The 17,012-nt window shown below is 71.7% G+C and carries 14 protein-coding genes; 5 read left to right on the forward strand and 9 right to left on the reverse strand.

Features of this window, described 5'->3' with window-relative positions; all coding sequences use genetic code 11:
• The first annotated feature begins 8 nt into the window (after window positions 1–8).
• Both ACH4SE_RS25235 and ACH4SE_RS25240 read left to right on the forward strand, forming a co-directional pair.
• A complete protein-coding gene (locus ACH4SE_RS25235; protein ID WP_398545735.1) occupies window positions 9–2,192 on the forward strand; it encodes a DEAD/DEAH box helicase in 2,184 nt (727 codons plus the stop codon).
• Between the two features lie 195 nt (window positions 2,193–2,387).
• Complete coding sequence (locus ACH4SE_RS25240) at window positions 2,388–2,978, forward strand: hypothetical protein (RefSeq protein ID WP_398545736.1); 591 nt, start codon at window positions 2,388–2,390, stop codon at window positions 2,976–2,978.
• Between the two features lie 33 nt (window positions 2,979–3,011).
• On the opposite strand, the gene ACH4SE_RS25245 is transcribed toward ACH4SE_RS25240, so the two are convergent.
• The 7 genes from ACH4SE_RS25245 to nrdR form a co-directional block, all read right to left on the reverse strand.
• Window positions 3,012–3,689, reverse strand: a complete 678-nt coding sequence (locus tag ACH4SE_RS25245) for a hypothetical protein (RefSeq protein ID WP_398545737.1) — start codon at window positions 3,687–3,689, stop codon at window positions 3,012–3,014.
• A 54-nt stretch (window positions 3,690–3,743) separates the two neighbouring features.
• Entirely contained in the window at window positions 3,744–4,436 is a 693-nt protein-coding gene (locus ACH4SE_RS25250) for a ribonuclease HII (protein ID WP_398545738.1), read from the reverse strand.
• A 48-nt stretch (window positions 4,437–4,484) separates the two neighbouring features.
• Window positions 4,485–5,390, reverse strand: coding sequence for an ADP-ribosylglycohydrolase family protein (locus tag ACH4SE_RS25255; protein ID WP_398545739.1), 906 nt, complete (start codon window positions 5,388–5,390; stop codon window positions 4,485–4,487).
• A 111-nt stretch (window positions 5,391–5,501) separates the two neighbouring features.
• Complete coding sequence (locus ACH4SE_RS25260) at window positions 5,502–6,164, reverse strand: phosphoglycerate mutase family protein (RefSeq protein ID WP_398545740.1); 663 nt, start codon at window positions 6,162–6,164, stop codon at window positions 5,502–5,504.
• Between the two features lie 96 nt (window positions 6,165–6,260).
• Entirely contained in the window at window positions 6,261–6,866 is a 606-nt protein-coding gene (locus ACH4SE_RS25265) for a YdbC family protein (protein ID WP_398545741.1), read from the reverse strand.
• 153 nt (window positions 6,867–7,019) lie between these two features.
• Window positions 7,020–9,899 (reverse strand): vitamin B12-dependent ribonucleotide reductase, encoded by a 2,880-nt coding sequence (locus ACH4SE_RS25270; protein WP_398545742.1) that lies wholly within the window; start codon window positions 9,897–9,899, stop codon window positions 7,020–7,022.
• Between the two features lie 118 nt (window positions 9,900–10,017).
• Window positions 10,018–10,530, reverse strand: coding sequence for a transcriptional regulator NrdR (nrdR, locus tag ACH4SE_RS25275; RefSeq protein WP_031513034.1), 513 nt, complete (start codon window positions 10,528–10,530; stop codon window positions 10,018–10,020).
• A 568-nt stretch (window positions 10,531–11,098) separates the two neighbouring features.
• Here nrdR and lexA point away from each other — a divergent pair.
• Window positions 11,099–11,878: a transcriptional repressor LexA gene (gene lexA, locus ACH4SE_RS25280; protein WP_398545743.1), complete on the forward strand. Its 780-nt coding sequence runs from the start codon at window positions 11,099–11,101 to the stop codon at window positions 11,876–11,878.
• A 78-nt stretch (window positions 11,879–11,956) separates the two neighbouring features.
• Here the strand turns inward: lexA and ACH4SE_RS25285 are convergent, their stop codons facing one another.
• A complete protein-coding gene (locus ACH4SE_RS25285) occupies window positions 11,957–13,927 on the reverse strand; it encodes an ATP-dependent DNA helicase (protein ID WP_398545744.1) in 1,971 nt (656 codons plus the stop codon).
• A gap of 102 nt (window positions 13,928–14,029) precedes the next feature.
• On the opposite strand from ACH4SE_RS25285, the gene ACH4SE_RS25290 reads away from it, so the two are divergent.
• The gene (locus tag ACH4SE_RS25290; RefSeq protein WP_398545745.1) at window positions 14,030–15,208 is read left to right on the forward strand and encodes an FHA domain-containing protein; all 1,179 of its coding nucleotides are present in this window, start codon (window positions 14,030–14,032) and stop codon (window positions 15,206–15,208) included.
• Window positions 15,205–16,398, forward strand: a complete 1,194-nt coding sequence (locus ACH4SE_RS25295; RefSeq protein ID WP_398545746.1) for a serine/threonine-protein kinase — start codon at window positions 15,205–15,207, stop codon at window positions 16,396–16,398. Before ACH4SE_RS25290 ends, ACH4SE_RS25295 begins: the two co-directional genes overlap by 4 nt.
• On the opposite strand, the gene ACH4SE_RS25300 is transcribed toward ACH4SE_RS25295, so the two are convergent.
• Complete coding sequence (locus ACH4SE_RS25300; RefSeq protein ID WP_398545747.1) at window positions 16,382–17,008, reverse strand: FHA domain-containing protein; 627 nt, start codon at window positions 17,006–17,008, stop codon at window positions 16,382–16,384. The two genes, ACH4SE_RS25295 and ACH4SE_RS25300, sit on opposite strands and share 17 nt — an antisense overlap.
• Window positions 17,009–17,012 lie beyond the last annotated feature (4 nt).

Raw genomic sequence — 17,012 nt, forward strand, 5'->3', positions numbered from 1 at the left:
ATGGAGCCATGACCGAAACGACCAGCGGGCTGCGCGCAGCCGCCGACATCGTCCTGAGCCGCCTCGTCGGCGCCGAGCCGGGAGCCGCCCGGCTGCGCGAAGACCAGTGGCGCGCGGTCGAGGCCCTCGTCGCGCACGCGCGCAGAACGCTGGTGGTGCAGCGCACGGGCTGGGGCAAGTCGGCCGTCTACTTCGTGGCCACCGCGCTGCTGCGCGAGCGGGGTGCGGGCCCCACGGTGATCGTCTCCCCGCTGCTGGCGCTCATGCGCAACCAGGTGGAGGCCGCGGCCCGTGCCGGGATCACGGCCCGCACCATCAACTCGTCCAACGTGGAGGAGTGGAGCGGGATCGAGGCCGAGGTGGCAGCCGGCGAGGTGGACGTCCTGCTGGTCAGCCCGGAGCGGCTGAACAACCCGGACTTCCGGGACCAGGTGCTGCCCCGGCTCGCGGCGACCACGGGCCTTCTCGTGGTGGACGAGGCCCACTGCATCTCCGACTGGGGCCACGACTTCCGCCCCGACTACCGGCGGCTGCGCACCATGCTGGCCGAGCTCAAGCCCGGCGTCCCCGTCCTGGCGACGACGGCGACGGCGAACGCCCGGGTCACCGCCGACGTGGCCGAGCAGCTCGGCACGGGCACGACACCGCAGGAGGACGACGAGGGCACCCTCGTCCTGCGCGGTCCGCTGGAGCGGGAGAGCCTGTCGCTGGGCGTGCTCGCGCTGCCGGACGCCGCCCACCGGCTGGCCTGGCTCGCCGACCACCTCAACACCCTCCCGGGCTCGGGAATCATCTACACGCTGACCGTGGCGGCGGCCGAGGAGATCACCGCCTTCCTCCGGCAGCGCGGATTCGCCGTCGCCTCGTACTCGGGCCGCACCGAGAACGCCGAGCGGCAGGCGGCAGAGGCGGATCTTCTCGCCAACCGCGTCAAGGCGCTGGTGGCGACGTCAGCGCTCGGCATGGGATTCGACAAGCCGGATCTCGGCTTCGTGGTGCACGTCGGTTCGCCGTCCTCACCGATCGCCTACTACCAGCAGGTGGGCCGAGCCGGCCGCGGCGTGGACCACGCGGAGGTGCTGCTCCTTCCCGGCCGCGAGGACGAGTCGATCTGGCGCTACTTCGCCTCCCTGGCCTTCCCACCCGAGGAACAGGTCCGCCGCACGCTGGCGGAGCTCGGGGCCGCCGACCGCCCGCTGTCGCTGCCCGCTCTGGAGAGCCGGGTGGAGCTGCGCCGCTCCCGGCTGGAGATCATGCTCAAGGTGCTCGACGTGGACGGCGCGGTCCGCAGGGTGCGGGGCGGCTGGACGGCGACGGGCGAGCCCTGGGTGTACGACACCGAGCGGTACGCCTGGGTCGCGCGCCAGCGTGCCGCCGAGCAGCAGGCGATGCGCGAGTACGCGAGCACGACGCAGTGCCGGATGGAGTTCCTGCGCCGCCAGCTGGACGACGACCAGGCAGCTCCCTGCGGACGCTGCGACAACTGCTCGGGGGCGCGCTTCCCCACCACGGTCTCCGAGCAGTCCCTCGCTCTCGCGCGCCAGGCCCTCGGCCGCCCCGGAGCGGAGCTGGAGCCGCGCAAGATGTGGCCCACCGGCCTCGAAGCCGTCGGCGTCCCCTTCAAGGGCCGGATCCCGGCAGGCGAGCAGGCGGCGAACGGCCGTGCACTGGGAAGGCTGTCGGACATCGGCTGGGGCAACCGGCTGCGGCCGCTGTTCACGGAGGGTGCCCCCGACCGGCCCGTCCCCGCCGACGCGGTGGACGCGGTGGTGCAGGTCCTGTCGGACTGGGCGCGCGGCCCCGGCGGATGGGCGAGTGGTGAAACCGGGGCTCCCGCACGCCCGGCCGGCGTCGTCACGGTCGCCTCGCGTCGCCACGGTGCCATGGTCGATTCGCTCGGCGCCGCTATCGCCGAGGTCGGACGGATGCCGCTGCTCGGCAGGGTCGAGTACGTCCCGGACGCCGACCCCGGTTCCGTGCCGCGCAGCAACAGCGCCCAGCGCGTACGAGCACTGCACGCAGCGTTCGTCCTGCCACCGGATCTGGTTGAAGCCGTGAAGGCGGTGGCAGGCCCCGTGCTGCTCGTCGACGACATGGCGGACACCGGGTGGACACTCGCCGTCACCGCCCGGCTCCTCCGGCGGGCCGGCGCGACCGCGGTGTTTCCGCTGGTCCTGGCGGTCCAGGGCTGACGGACTGCACCGCCTGTACAGGCCACGGGGATCTATCAGACGGACGGGCTCATTCCGGTCCGCGATGCCAATTGCCCGTTGCCGCAGGGCAATACGCGGGGAAGAATTGGACACGGATCCCCGAACGGCTCCCCGAGCCCTCTGACCGGCGCACGCCCGCGTCCGGTCCACGGGTGTATCCGCGAAGGGAGGACCGTGACCATCGGGTTCGTTCCGGAGACGTCCTCCGCCGCCGCTTTTCTCGTCACCCGCACCTTGGAGCCCACCGAGTGGGCCGACATGGACGTGCCGCTGCTCGCCAGCCCCCGCGAGGTCGTCAAGGACCTGTACGCGCGGCACATGCCGGCCCAGCCCACCGCCGTCGTCGCGGCCTACGACCCGGACGGGCGGATCCGCGCCAGCGCCTCCTTCGGCTACCGCACCGGCGTCGTCGACGGCTGGGAGCGCCGCAACGCCCTGCTGTCCCATCTCCGCCGGGTCATCCCGCACGACCTGCGGCTGCGCAATCCGGTGCGCACGGCGGTCCTGATGGTCAGCCGGGACGGCGTTCCCGGCTGGACCGCCGAGGACGGCGCCTGGATGTGGGGGCTGCGCGACGCCTGCACCCTCCACGGGCTCCGCTGCGGCTCGTACGTGACGCTCACCCGCGACGGCTGGAACGTCATCGGGGAGAACCGCGCAGGACGCACACCCAACGCCTCCTGGTCGCACGCCCACCCGGATCCGCACCGGGCCGACCCGGCGAACGCCGTGGCGGCCCCCCTGCGCCGGGCGTCGTTGCGCTGAGCCCCAGGGCAGGCGGGCCGCCGGCTGGAGCGCTCAGGCGCCGGTGCCCAGAAGGCTGTTGACGCGCTCCGGGTCGCCGCAGACGATCAGCAGCACCCCGGCCCGGGACAGCGCACCGGCCAGGGCCTGTGGCAGCGTCTCGTCGCTGCCGCCGTTGAGCGCCACCACCACGACGGGCCGGCCGGCGGCGCGCGATGCGGAGATGTCGGCGTAGAACACGTCGTCGGCGGCGTCGTGCTGGGCCCAGTAGGAGGCCTCGCCGAAGCTCAGCTCGTGGGACGCCCACGGGTGCTGCTCGCCGGTGGTGAGCACCAGGATCTCGCCGGGCGCGCGTCCGGTGTCGAGCAGCAGGTCGACGGTCTCCTCCGCCGCGTCGAGCGCTCCTTGCGCGGGCGCGGGGATGAGCTGGATCTGCGCCCCGCCGGCGTCGGGGCCGAGCCGGAGGGACGCGGTGACGGGGGCAGCGGCCGCAGCGGTCTGGTTCGCGGCGGCGGGGGCAGCGGTGCCGACAGGGCCGCGCTGGGCGCCGCCGGCGGCGCCGGAAGCGGAACCGACAGCGGCGACCGCCCTCGGCGGCCCGGGCCGCGGCGCGGCAGGCCGGGGCGGGCGAGGGACAGGACGGGGGGTCGACGCACTCCGGCCGCTGGTCGGAGCAGTGCGGGGACCCGGGACGCTCTCGTGAATCTGAGGCTCCTCGGGGGTGAGAGGCATGACTTGATGTCTATCAAATGCGCACCGGATGCGCAGCGGGGGGTGGGTGCCGGATCAGAAATCGAAACCGAGTTGTTCCCCTGCGTCTTCCGTGGTGCGGACCTTCTTCAGGTGCTGCCAGCGCGGCAGGGCGTCCAGGTAGGACCACGTCAGCCGGTGCAGCGGCGTCGGACCCCACTCCTCGAGCGCGGAGCGGTGGACGGGCGACGGGTAACCGGCATTGTCGGCGAAGGCGAACGGCCCGTAAGCCGTGCCGAGTTCGGCCATCTGCCGGTCGCGGTGCACCTTGGCGATGACGGACGCGGCGGCGACGGCGACGCACGACTGGTCGCCCTTGATCACCGTGCGCACCCGCCACGGGCCGCCGCTGCCGAGGTAGTTGTGCTTGCCGTCGAGGATGACGGCCTCGGGTGCCTCGGGGAGTCCTTCGAGGGCGCGCAGCGCGGCCAGCCGAAGGGCGGCCGTCATCCCCAGGTCGTCGATCTCCTCGGAGGAGGCCTGCCCGAGCGCGTAGGACGTCACCCAGCCGGTGAGCACGGCGGCGAGCCGGGTACGGCGGAGAGGCGTGATGAGCTTGGAGTCGGTGAGGCCCTCGGGCGGGCGGCGCAGCCCGGTGACGGCCGCGCACACCGTGACCGGCCCCGCCCAGGCGCCGCGGCCCACCTCGTCGATGCCTGCGACGGTCCTCACGCCGAGCGTGGCGCGCATCGAGCGTTCGACGCTGTGGGTGGGAGGTGGCTGGACCATGGCGGGGACCAGCCTACTCGTCGTCCCCGCGGCGCCTCCACGGGGCGTTCAGGACACCGTGGCCCAGTCGGGCAGTGCTTCGGTCCGCTCCGTCCACAGGGCCGGGGGTTCGCCGCCGGGGCGGGCGGCGACGATGCCGCCGACGATGGCGCACGTGGTGTCCATGTCGCCACCCGCCTTCGCGGTGGTCCAGAACGCCTGCCGGTAGTCGCCGAGATGGCGGGCGGCGGCCCACAGGGCGAAGGGCACCGTGTCGTGGGCGCTGGTCCGCCGTCCGCAGCCCAGCACGGCCGCGACGGTGCCGACGTCCGCGTAGTCCAGCATGTCACCGGCTCGCCGGATGCCTGCCTGGACGGCGCTGCGCGGGACCAGGTCGACGACCGCGCCCAGCAGGTCCGCCGGGTCCTGCGGGCCCGAGGGGTCCGCGGCGAGGGCGGCGGCCGCGGCGACGGCCATCGCGCCGGCCACCGCCTCGCGGTGCTGGTGCGTGGTGTAGGCCGAGATCTCGGCCTGGTGGGTGGCCTGGACGGGGTCGCCCGCGTACCAGGCGCCCAGCGGCGCGATCCGCATGGCGGCGCCGTTTCCCCACGATCCCTGGCCGTTGAAGAGGGCCGCGGCCAGCTCGCGCCAGTCGGCTCCCTCCTGGCGGATCTGCCGCAGCATGCGGCCCACGGCGGGGCCGTAGCCGCGGTCGAAGTCGTGGTGCTCGGCGAAGGACGCCGCCAGGGCGTCCTGGTCGATCCGCCCGTGGGCGACGAGGACGGCGACGACCGAGCAGGCCATCTCGGTGTCGTCGGTCCACTTCCACGTACCGGGTGGCAGGTCGCCGTTCTGCAGGGCCGTGTAGTGCGCCGGGACGAAGAACTGCGAGCCGAGGGCGTCGCCCACGGCCAGGCCGCGGAGGCTGTCGAGCGCGCGGGCGGCCCGCGCGGAAGGGGGGGTGTGAGCCGTCATGACGTCGGAAACTCTGACATCGCACGTGTTCCGGGTCAATCTCCTTGTGCCGAAACTCACCCGCCTCAGGGATTTCGCCGGGTCCGCGGGCCCCCGCGCCCGGCACCCCGCTCAGATCTCGCCGCCTCCGGGCCGTTCCGGGGTGCACCAGCGCTCGAACGGCCGGTCCAGGCTGTAGCTGCCGGACGACCCGAGGACCAGCATCCGCGTCTCGGCGTTGTCCGGGTTGGACAGGGCCTCGAAGTCCTGCACGGTCCAGTGGAACCAGCGCATGCAGAAGAGCCGCATGGTCAGCCCGTGGGTGACGAGCAGCACGTTGGGCGGGAAGTCGTCCTTGTCGAAGGCGCGGTAGAGCGTCTCGAGGAAGGACCCGACCCGGTCGTAGACGTCCGCGCCGCTCTCCCCCATGGCGAACCGGTAGAAGAAGTGCCCGTAGGCGTCGCGGGCCTTGCGCTGCCGGTGGATGTCCTCGATGTCCTGCCAGTTGCCCCAGTCCTGCTCCCGGAGCCGGGGCTCCTCCCTGGCCTGGGTGAGCCGCGGGTCCAGCCCCAGGGCGCGGTAGGTGTGCCATGTGCGGCGGTAGGGGGACACGAACGCCTGGACGCGCTCGTCGCCGAACAGCTCCCGCAGCCGCGCCCCGGCCTCGGCGGCCTGGCGCAGGCCCTTCTCGGTCAGCTCCAGGGCGTGGTCCGGCACCCGCTCGTAGATGGTGTCGTCGTGGTTGCCCTGGGACTCACCATGCCGGATGAGCACGATACGGCGAGGACGTCCCATACCGATCAGCCTATGGTGCGATCCGGCCCCCGGCCCGCCGGGGCCGCGGCACGGCCGCCCGTGGCGCAGCCGTGCGTCCGCACGGCGCGACAGGGCTCACACGGTCCACTCCGGCACCACGTCCACGATGTCGCCCGCCACGGACAGCACGTCGGCGTCCAGATCGGCCCGCTGCGACAGCCGGGCGACCGCGCCCTCGCGGTATTTGCCGTGCTCCGTCGCGGAGTCCCAGGCCGAGAGGACCAGGAAGTCACCGTCCGCCCCCTCGGCGAAAACACCGCGCAGCATCCCGGGCGACCCGGCCATGGCCGGGTTCCAGACTCGCTCCTGCATCTGCACGAAATGGCCGACGCGGTCCGGGCGCACCTTGCACAGCGCCACCCGCAGCAGATCCGCGTCCGCGAAGCGGGGCTGGAAACCCACCTTGACGTCCAACCGGTGGTCGAACGTGCGCGCGGCGAGCATCTCGTACGTACCCGCCTGCCCCGCCGACATCTCCTCGTGCGGGCCGGCCATGAAGGCGTCGTAGGACCGCTGCCCGTCCCAGAAGGCGAAGAGATGGGCCACACCGGGCTGCGAACGGCTCCAGCCGCCGCCCTGCCCGTGGAAGCCCGGACGGTTCCTGAGCGCCGTCCACCCGCGCTGACCCCGGTCGAAACCGTCGCGGTCCAGGACGCCGCAGCGTATCCACTTCACCAACACCGCGCCATCGTAGTGGCGCGCGGCCCGCCGTTCGTCCTTCTCCGCCGCAGCCGTCCGGACACGGCAGGGGTGGGTGTACGGCCCGGGCCGTACACCCACCCCTGTCACACCCCTGGCCGGCCGGAGGATCAGCCGATCGTGCGATCCGCCGGCTCAGCTGCAGCCGCTCGTCGAGCCGCAGCCCTCGCACAGGTAGCAGCTGCCCGCGCGGCGCATCTTCGTGCCGCAGGAGAAGCAGAGCGGGGCGTCGGCGTTGAGGCCGAGCTGGATCTCCAGCAGCTCCGTGGAGTTGTGCGCCTCCTTGGGCGCCGGCGCGGCCGCGGCGGGCTTGGCGACCGTCAGCGGCGCACGGGGCTCGACCTGCCGCGGCGCGGACTGTGCCAGTCCCTCGACGTCGACGTCGTCCTCGGCCGCCTCGTACGAGCCGGTGTCGAGATGGCGCTGCCGCTCGGAGGCGGAGTGGATGCCCAGGGCGGAGCGGGTCTCGAAGGGCAGGAAGTCCAGCGCCAGGCGGCGGAAGATGTAGTCGACGATCGACTGCGCCATCCGCACGTCCGGGTCGTCCGTGAGTCCGGCCGGCTCGAAGCGCATGTTGGTGAACTTCGAGACGTACGTCTCCAGCGGGACGCCGTACTGCATGCCCACGGACACGGCGATCGAGAAGGCGTCCATCATGCCCGCGAGGGTCGAGCCCTGCTTGGACATCTTCAGGAAGACCTCGCCCAGCCCGTCGTCGGGGTACGAGTTCGCCGTCATGTAGCCCTCGGCGCCGCCCACGGTGAAGGACGTCGTGATGCCCGGACGGCCCTTGGGCAGCCGCTTGCGCACCGGACGGTACTCGACGACCTTCTCGGCCGCCGCGGGCGCCGAAGCGGGCTTCTCGGCCTTCGCCTCGTCCTTCTTCTTCGCCGACAGCGGCTGGCCGACCTTGCAGTTGTCGCGGTAGATCGCCAGCGCCTTCAGGCCGAGCTTCCAGCCCTCGTAGTAGACCTCCTCGACCTCCTCGACGGTGGCCGACTCGGGCAGGTTCACCGTCTTGGAGATCGCGCCGGACAGGAAGGGCTGGGCCGCGGCCATCATGCGCACGTGGCCCATCGCCGAGATCGCCCGCTCGCCCATGGCGCAGTCGAAGACCTCGTAGTGCTCCTGCTTGAGCCCGGGGGCGTCGACCACGTTGCCGTGCTCGGAGATGTGGGCGACGATCGCCTCGATCTGCTCGGGCTGGTAGCCGAGCCTGCGCAGCGCGGTCGGGACGGTGTTGTTCACGATCTGCATCGAGCCGCCGCCGACCAGCTTCTTGAACTTCACCAGGGCCAGGTCCGGTTCGACACCTGTGGTGTCGCAGTCCATCATCAGGCCGATGGTGCCGGTCGGAGCGAGCACCGACGCCTGGGCGTTGCGGAAGCCGTTCTTCTCGCCGAGGCGCACCACGTCCTGCCAGGCCTCGGTCGCCGCGGCCCACACCGGGGTGTCCAGGTCGTCCATCCGGCGCGCGGCGCCGTTGGCGTCCGCGTGCTGCTTCATGACGCGCTTGTGGGCGTCGGCGTTGCGGGCGTAGCCGTCGTACGGGCCGACGACCGCTGCCAGTTCGGCGGACCGCCGGTAGGACGTACCGGTCATCAGCGAGGTGATGGCACCGGCGAGCGCCCGGCCGCCGTCGGAGTCGTACGCGTGGCCGGTGGCCATGAGCAGGGCGCCGAGGTTGGCGTAGCCGATGCCCAGCTGGCGGAAGGCCCGGGTGGTCTCGCCGATCTTCTCGGTCGGGAAGTCGGCGAAGCAGATGGAGATGTCCATCGCCGTGATGACGAGTTCGACGACCTTCGCGAACCGCTCGACGTCGAAGGACTGGTTGCCGTTGCCGTCGTCGCGCAGGAACTTGAGGAGGTTCAGTGAGGCCAGGTTGCAGCTGGAGTTGTCCAGGTGCATGTACTCGCTGCACGGGTTGGAGGCGGTGATGCGCCCGGTCTCCGGCGACGTGTGCCAGTGGTTGATCGTGTCGTCGTACTGGATGCCGGGGTCGGCGCACGCCCAGGCCGCCTCGGCGAGCTTGCGGAAGAGCGAGCGGGCGTCCACCTGCTCGATGACCTCGCCGGTCATCCGCGCGCGCAGGCCGAAAGCCGAACCCGACTCGTAGGCCTTCATGAACTCGTCGTTCACCCGGACCGAGTTGTTGGCGTTCTGGTACTGGACGGACGTGATGTCGTCGCCGCCCAGGTCCATGTCGAAGCCCGCGTCGCGCAGCGCGCGGATCTTCTCCTCCTCCTTGACCTTGGTCTCGATGAACGCCTCGACGTCCGGGTGGTCGACGTCGAGGACGACCATCTTGGCGGCGCGGCGGGTGGCACCGCCCGACTTGATGGTGCCGGCCGACGCGTCGGCGCCGCGCATGAAGGAGACCGGGCCCGAGGCGTTGCCGCCGGACGAGAGCAGTTCCTTGGAGGAGCGGATGCGGGACAGGTTCAGGCCTGCGCCGGAACCGCCCTTGAAGATCATGCCCTCTTCCTTGTACCAGTCGAGGATCGACTCCATGGAGTCGTCGACGGACAGGATGAAGCAGGCCGAGACCTGCTGGGGCTGGGCGGTGCCCACGTTGAACCAGACCGGCGAGTTGAAGCTGAAGACCTGGTGCAGGAGCGCGTACGTCAGCTCGTGCTCGAAGATCTCGGCGTCCTCGGGGGAGGCGAAGTAGCCGTGCTGCTCACCGGCCTTGCGGTAGGTGAGCACGACCCGGTCGATCAGCTGCCGCAGGCTCTTCTCGCGCTGTGGACTGCCCACGGCGCCGCGGAAGTACTTGCTGGTGACGATGTTGACCGCGTTCACCGACCAGAAGCCGGGGAACTCGACACCACGCTGCTCGAAGTTGATCGAACCGTCGCGCCAGTTGGTCATGACGACGTCACGGTGCTCCCACGCCACCTCGTCGTACGGGTGCACGCCGGGAGTGGTGTGGATGCGCTCCATGCGCAGCCCCTTGCCTGCTTTGGACCCCTTGGTGCGGGAACCCCGTGCCGGGCCGCTCGTCGTCTCTGTCATTCCGCCTCCCTATACGGGCGAAAACGCCCTGATGTGCCCCGATCTTCCCGCGGCACGGTGATGTCCATGGCCTCGGCGCGTGGCGCTCCGGCAGATACGTCTGTGTCCTGCGCGCCGCTCAGTCGGCGGCGGATGCGGGCGCGGGGACACCGAGGTCCTCGTCGAGTCCGCCAGGAGTGGTGGGTGGCAGCTGCTCGCGCAGCTCCGTGATGGCCCTCTCGAAGTCCTCGAGCGAGTCGAATGCGCGGTACACCGAGGCGAACCGCAGGTAAGCGACGAGGTCGAGGTCCTGGAGCGGGCCGAGTATGGCCAGGCCCACGTCGTGGGTCGACAGCTCGGCGCTGCCCGTGGCCCTGACCGCCTCCTCGACGCGCTGCCCGAGCTGGGCGAGCGCGTCCTCGGTGACGGGGCGGCCCTGGCAGGCCTTGCGCACGCCGGCGATGACCTTGCTGCGGCTGAAGGGCTCGGTGACGCCGCTGCGCTTGATCACCATCAGTGACGCCGTCTCCACCGTGGTGAAGCGGCGGCCGCAGTCCGGGCACTGGCGGCGCCGGCGGATCGAGGCGCCGTCGTCCGTGGTGCGACTGTCGACGACACGGCTGTCGGAGTGCCGGCAGAAGGGGCAGTGCATCGTTCCTGATCCCTCCCTCGCTCCATGACGAGCGCGCACGACGACAAGGCTCCCGCGGCGTCGAACGACCCCGCGAAGCAGCCCCAAGCATAGGTGATCCCCCGGGCGTTGGCCCCGCGGGGCCTCCGACCGGACCACAACCGGTGGTGCTGGAAGCCTATCCAACCACTAGATGTTGATGCGGCGCACCCGCCCCTGCTTCCGGCGCGTGTCGCCGCCCCCACGACGGGGGACGCCCCCGGCCGCACGCCGGGGCGGCACCACGGAGGCAGTGACACACTGGAATCGGGCGTCCTCCGTGCGTCACGGCACACCCGGCCGGACCCGGAGCGATTACCGGCGGACAACGCCGCACGGCGGTGAGCGTCTCCCGCATCTCGGGGAATCGAACTTCCCTTCGATCAATACACCCGGTACCTTGATCACGTCAGCGGATTTATGCAAATTCACTCGAACGTGTGTTTGGCGCAACCTTTCGAAACCCACTACCGTTGTACTAACTGCCCGCGGCTGGGAAGCGGGCCTCCCGCACTTCATGCGGTGGGAGAACATCTCGAAAGGGGCCGCCGTGACCACCACCGCAGAGAGCGCCACAGCGACATTGACTGCCCATGACCGCTCCCCGGATCGAATCGGCCCGTTGGACGTGATGAACGAAGAGAACAGCCCGAAGCCCGCGCGCTCCCTCCCCGGACGGCCCCCGGGTATTCGCGCCGACAGCTCCGGTCTCACCGAACGCCAGCGCAGGGTCATCGACGTCATCAGGGATTCGGTCCAGCGCCGCGGATACCCGCCGTCCATGCGGGAAATCGGCCAGGCCGTGGGCCTGTCCAGCACTTCCTCGGTCGCACATCAGCTGATGGCACTCGAGCGGAAGGGCTTCCTGCGCCGGGACCCGCACCGGCCCAGGGCCTACGAGGTGCGTGCCTCCGAGGCCGGGCACCCGCAGCCCACCGACACCTCGGGCAAACCGTCGGCGTCCTACGTCCCGCTCGTCGGCCGGATCGCCGCAGGTGGTCCGATCCTCGCCGAGGAGTCGGTGGAGGACGTCTTCCCGCTGCCCCGCCAGCTCGTCGGTGACGGCGAACTGTTCGTGCTCAAGGTGGTCGGCGATTCCATGATCGAGGCCGCGATCTGTGACGGCGACTGGGTCACCGTCCGCCGCCAGCCCGTCGCCGAGAACGGCGACATCGTCGCGGCCATGCTCGACGGCGAAGCCACCGTCAAGCGCTTCAAGCGGGACAACGGGCACGTCTGGCTACTGCCGCATAACGCCGCCTACCAGCCCATTCCCGGTGACGAGGCCACCATCCTGGGCAAGGTCGTGGCGGTGCTGCGCCGCGTCTGACGGCAACGAGTCCTCCGTGTGCCCCGGAAACCGTTCGACGGTTCCGGGGCCGGAGCCGTGCCCCGCCGCATCTGGCGCTCAAGCCTTGGCCGCCGCGTCGATGGCGGCCAGAGAACGTCGTACCTGGTTACGGTCCGTCGTGTACCAGAGGTCCGGCATGGACGCCCTCAGGAAGCCCCCGTACCGGGCGTTGGCGAGCCTCGGGTCCAGTACGGCGACGACACCGCGGTCGCCCGAGGCCCTGATCAACCGCCCGGCCCCCTGCGCCATGAGCAGCGCCGCGTGCGTGGCGGCGACCGCCATGAAGCCGTTGCCGCCGTGCTCCTCCACCGACTTCTGCCGGGCGCTCATCAAGGGGTCGTCGGGGCGCGGGAACGGGATCCGGTCCATGACCACCAGCTGGCAGTTGCTCCCCGGCACGTCCACGCCCTGCCACAGCGACAGGGTGCCGAACAGGCATGTCTCCGCGTCCTCGGCGAAGGCCCTGATCAGCTCGCCCAGCGTCTCCTCCCCCTGAAGCAGCACGGGATTCTTCAACCGCTCCCGCATCGCCTCCGCGGCCGCCTGGGCCCCGCGCATGGAGGAGAAAAGCCCGAGCGTGCGGCCGCCGGCGGCCTCGATCAGCTCGGCCAGCTCGTCGAGCATGTCCGCCCGGCCGGCGTCGCGGCCCGGAGGCGACAGATGCCTGGCCACGTAGAGGATGCCCTGTTTGCGGTAGTCGAAGGGCGAACCGACGTCGATGCCCTTCCAGGGCGCCTGCTCCTCCCCCGCCGTGCCTTCCGCGGCCAGTCCCAGGGATGCCGCGACACCGTTGAAGTCGCCACCGAGCTTGAGGGTGGCCGAGGTCAGGACGACCGAGCGTTCCGTGAACAGCTTCTCGCGCAGCAGACCGGACACGCTGAGCGGAGCCACGCGCAGCGAGGCACCGTAGCGGTCGTGCCGGTCGCACCAGACGACGTCGTACTCCGAGGCGGAGACAAGCCTCTCGCTCACGTCGTGCACGTTCTCGACGGCGGCCAGGGCCTGCTTGCGCACCGCGTCCTCGTCCTGGACGGATTTGTCCCGCGTGTCGCCCAGCGAGGTGATCACCTGGCGGCAGGCGTCGCGCAGCGCGGCGAGGACGTAGAGGAGATCCTCCGGGATGGGCTCCAGGCGGCCCGGCAGCGCCAGTTCCATGATCCGCTCGAAGCCTTCGGACGCGCTCATCAGCGCGTCCGCCGCCTTCTCGTTGACCAGCCGGGCGGCCCGCTTCACCGCCCGGTTCACGCTGCCGGGGGTGAGCTCGCCGGTGGCGACTCCGGTGACGCGGGAGACCAGTTCGTGCGCCTCGTCGATGATCAGCACCTCGTGGCCGGGTAGCACCGGCGTGCCCTCGATGGCGTCGATGGCCAGCAGCGCGTGGTTGGTGACCACGACGTCCGCCAGCTTGGCACGCTCGCGGGCGGCCTCGGCGAAGCACTCGGCGCCGTACGCGCACCTGGTGGCGCCGAGGCATTCACGCGAGCTGACCGACACCTGGCCCCACGCCCGGTCCGAGACGCCGGGCGTCAGCCCGTCGCGGTCGCCGGTCTCCGTCTCGTCGGCCCAGTCGCGCATGCGCAGCAGGTCCTGGCCGAGCTTGCTCGTGGGCGCCGCGGCCTCGAAGGGGTCGAAGAGGCCCTCTTCGTCGTCCTGCGGCACGCCTTCGTGCAGGCGGTGCAGGCACAGGTAGTTCGACCGGCCCTTGAGCATCGCGAACTGCGGCTCGCGGCGCAGCAGCGGCTTCAGGGCGGCGACCGTACGGGGCAGATCGCGCTCGACGAGCTGGCGCTGGAGCGCGAGGGTGGCCGTGGCCACCACCACCCGTTCACCGTGGGCGAGAGCGGGCACCAGATACCCGAGGGACTTGCCCGTGCCCGTGCCCGCCTGGACGAGCAGATGCGACTTGTCGTCCACAGCGGCGGCGACGGCCTCGGCCATGGTGACCTGGCCGTCCCGCTCCACACCGCCGACGGCGGTGACGGCGGCGTGCAGCAGGTCGGTGAGCGCGGGTGGTGGCGTGTCAGTCATAGGAGGGCAAGCCTAAGGGCAGCCACCGACAACACCGTCCGCGACCGCTCACCGCGTCGTCCGCCGGACCGGTCCCGTCCCGCGGTGCTAATTTCTGGTCACATGCCGTTCGAGCGTCGCCTGACTCTGGACACCTCGGCCGCGGAGTACGTGATCGACGTCGCCAACGTCGTGCGCGAACCCGCCCTCGGCGGGGAACGCGCCGCCGACCTGGGCAGGCTCGCGGGACTCCTCGACGCCCTCGCCGATTTCGCCCGTGACCCGGCCGTCCAGGTCTATGCCATCACCGACCGGTCGCTGCTCACCGACGGCCGCCTCACTCCGGTCGAGCGCCAGGACCTCGACCGCTGGTACAGGGACGGACGGCTGGAGGTGCTGCCCCGCGCGGACGACCGCATCCTCGAACTGGCCGACGCCCTCGGTCTGCGTGTGGTGAGCGCCGACAACTTCCTCGACTTCCACCGGGCCCATCCCTGGATACCGGGCGACCGGGACCGCTTCCTGCGCCCTGTGCTCCTCCCCGACGGGAGGATCGGGGTGCGCCCGCGGATCATGCCGGTGCCCGAGGAGTGGCAGGTCTCGCGCAAGGAGGAGGAAGGGCTGCTGCTCCAGGCCGGGGTGGTCCGCCGCTGGGAGCACTCGTCCGCGTACCGCGCGGTGCTCGGCCGCGAGTGGCGGTGTCCGGAGCCGGACTGCCCGCTGTTCGGCTCCGCCGGCCCGCCGGGCACGGCGCTGCCACGGCGCCGGAAGGACCGGGTGCTGTGCCCGACCCACGGCGTGGCACTCGCCGACGCCGGTCCGCGCCGCCCGCGCGCCCAGGTCAAGATCGTGATGGACGGGACGGTGCGGGGCCGCTTCATGGTGACCGAGGGCGAACCGGTGGCGGTGGGACGGGCGCCGGGCCGCGGAGGCGTGGCACTGGGTGCGTGGATCGACGACACCGCGGTCGACTCGGTCAGCCGCAGCCACGTCGTGCTCACGTACGACGGGCGGTCGCTGAGCGTGCTGGACGAGCGCAGCGCCAACGGCACACGGGTGCGGCACAGGATGCCCGGCGGGGACACGGTGGAGCCGCTCCCGCACGGGGTCGTCCGCACCTTGCGCCGTGGCGAGTCGGTGGTGCTGCACGAGCGGCTGGAGCTGCTGCCGAGCGGGCGCCAGTTCGTCTTCGAGGAGGACCCGACGGGCGGTACGGTCGGACCGCAGGGCGGCGGCGCGCTCGCGGAACCCACCATGATGCGCCTGTCGTTGCACGAGATCGACGGAACGGGGTGCGCGTGACGGACGAGGTGGCTGTCGGCACGGTCCTCAACGGTCGCTACCGGCTGGAGGAGTTGCTGGGCGGCGGCGGGTTCGGGCAGGTCTTCGCGGCCGTCGACCGCAGCCTGGGGCGCCGTGTCGCGGTGAAGGTGCTCATGCTGCGTGCCGAGTGGGCTGAGGTCGAGCGCAGCGAACGGCAGGGGCGGTTCCGCCGTGAGGCCGTTGCGGCTGCCGCGCTGAGCCATCCCAACGTGGCGACGATCCACGATGCCGGTGAGCACCAGGGGCGCCCGTTCCTGGTCATGGAGTTGCTTCCCGGCACGGATTTCCGGCGGGTGCTGCTGGACCGCGGGGGGCTGCCCGTTCCGGATGTCATCGCCTACGGCGCGCAGATCTGCGCGGGCCTCCACCATGCGCACGAACGCGGTCTCGTGCACCGCGACATCAAGCCCGAGAACCTGATGCTTCTGCCGGACGGGGTCGTCAAAATCTGCGACTTCGGTCTGGTCACCCATCAGGACTCGAACGCCACGCGGTACACCGAGCCGCAGGCGCTGCTGGGATCGCCGCCGTATTTCGCCCCCGAGCAGGCGCAGGGCGGGGAGGTCACCGCGCGCTCGGACCTGTATTCGCTCGGCTGCGTGCTCTACGCCATGCTCGCCGAGGGCCCGCCCTTTGTGGCGGGCAATTACATCGGCTATGCATATCTCCACGTGCACGAGGAACCCGAGCCCCTCGTGAACCGGCGTCCCGAGGTCCCGCCGGAGCTCGCTCGACTGGTGCACCAGTTGCTTGCCAAGAAGCCCGCCGACCGGCCGTCGGGCGCCGCGGAGGTCGCCGAGCGGCTGCGGGCCATGATGCGGCCCGCAGCGCTGCGGCGGACGCCGACCGCCCTCGACCGCGGGGCCCGCCACCTGGTCTGGACGCTGATCGAGGAGGGCGAGGCACTGCTGTCCGCCGGGCGCTTCCACGAGGCCGACGACCGGTACTGGCAGGCGCGCCAGCTCATCGTGCGCCAGGGCGCGGACAACGAGCCGGCGTCCTTTGCCGCGCTCTTCGGCAGGGCCCGCGCCGTGGAGGGCCTGAACGGGGTGCTGTCGGCGCGCCGGCAGTTCGAGGAGCTGGCCGAGGCCGCCGCCGCGGCCCTGGGCGCGGACCATCCGCTGGCCCGCTGCACCGCCGCGTACGCGTCCGTCAGGGCAGCACGTTGACGTGCACGTCCGCGGCGAGCCGGAAGGTGTCGCCGGGCCGGAGCGGCGCGGGCTCATTGGGCGTGAGGCGGTAGCCGCGGACGAAGGTGCCGTTGGTGGAGTCCTCGTCGGTGATCCAGGCCGAGCCGTCCGTCTGGACGCCGACCCTGGCGTGGATCCGCGACAGGTTGTCGCGCCGGGCGAGGAAGGTGACAGCCGGGCACAGCTGCGGGTCGCGGCCCAGCCGTATCGAGTAACCGGCCGCGACCTCGACGATCTCCCCGTCGGGGAAATGCAGGCGCATGACCTTCAGCGTGACGTCGCGGCGGGTGCCGGCCGGCCGTGGCGGGGCGCCGGGGACGACGCTGATGACCCGGGTGTGCTCGGTGTCCTCCACGTCCACCTCGGCGGCGCCGAGCCCCGGAACCTTGTCCCGGGGCTCGGCGGGACCGCGCGCCGGGCGCGGCAGCCGCTCCGTGACGGCGGTCGGGGAGACGGACGGGGTGGCCGCGGCGTGCACGGACGCCATCAGCGCGAAGGGGACGAAGCAGCCCTGGCACACCAGTTGCCCGGCGAAGGAGCCGGGTGTGCCGCATTCGGGGCAGGATCCGACGCCCGTTTCCTCGCGCATCCGC

The organism is Streptomyces sp. NPDC020983 (assembly GCF_044333485.1).
Classification (GTDB): Bacteria; Actinomycetota; Actinomycetes; order Streptomycetales; family Streptomycetaceae; genus Actinacidiphila.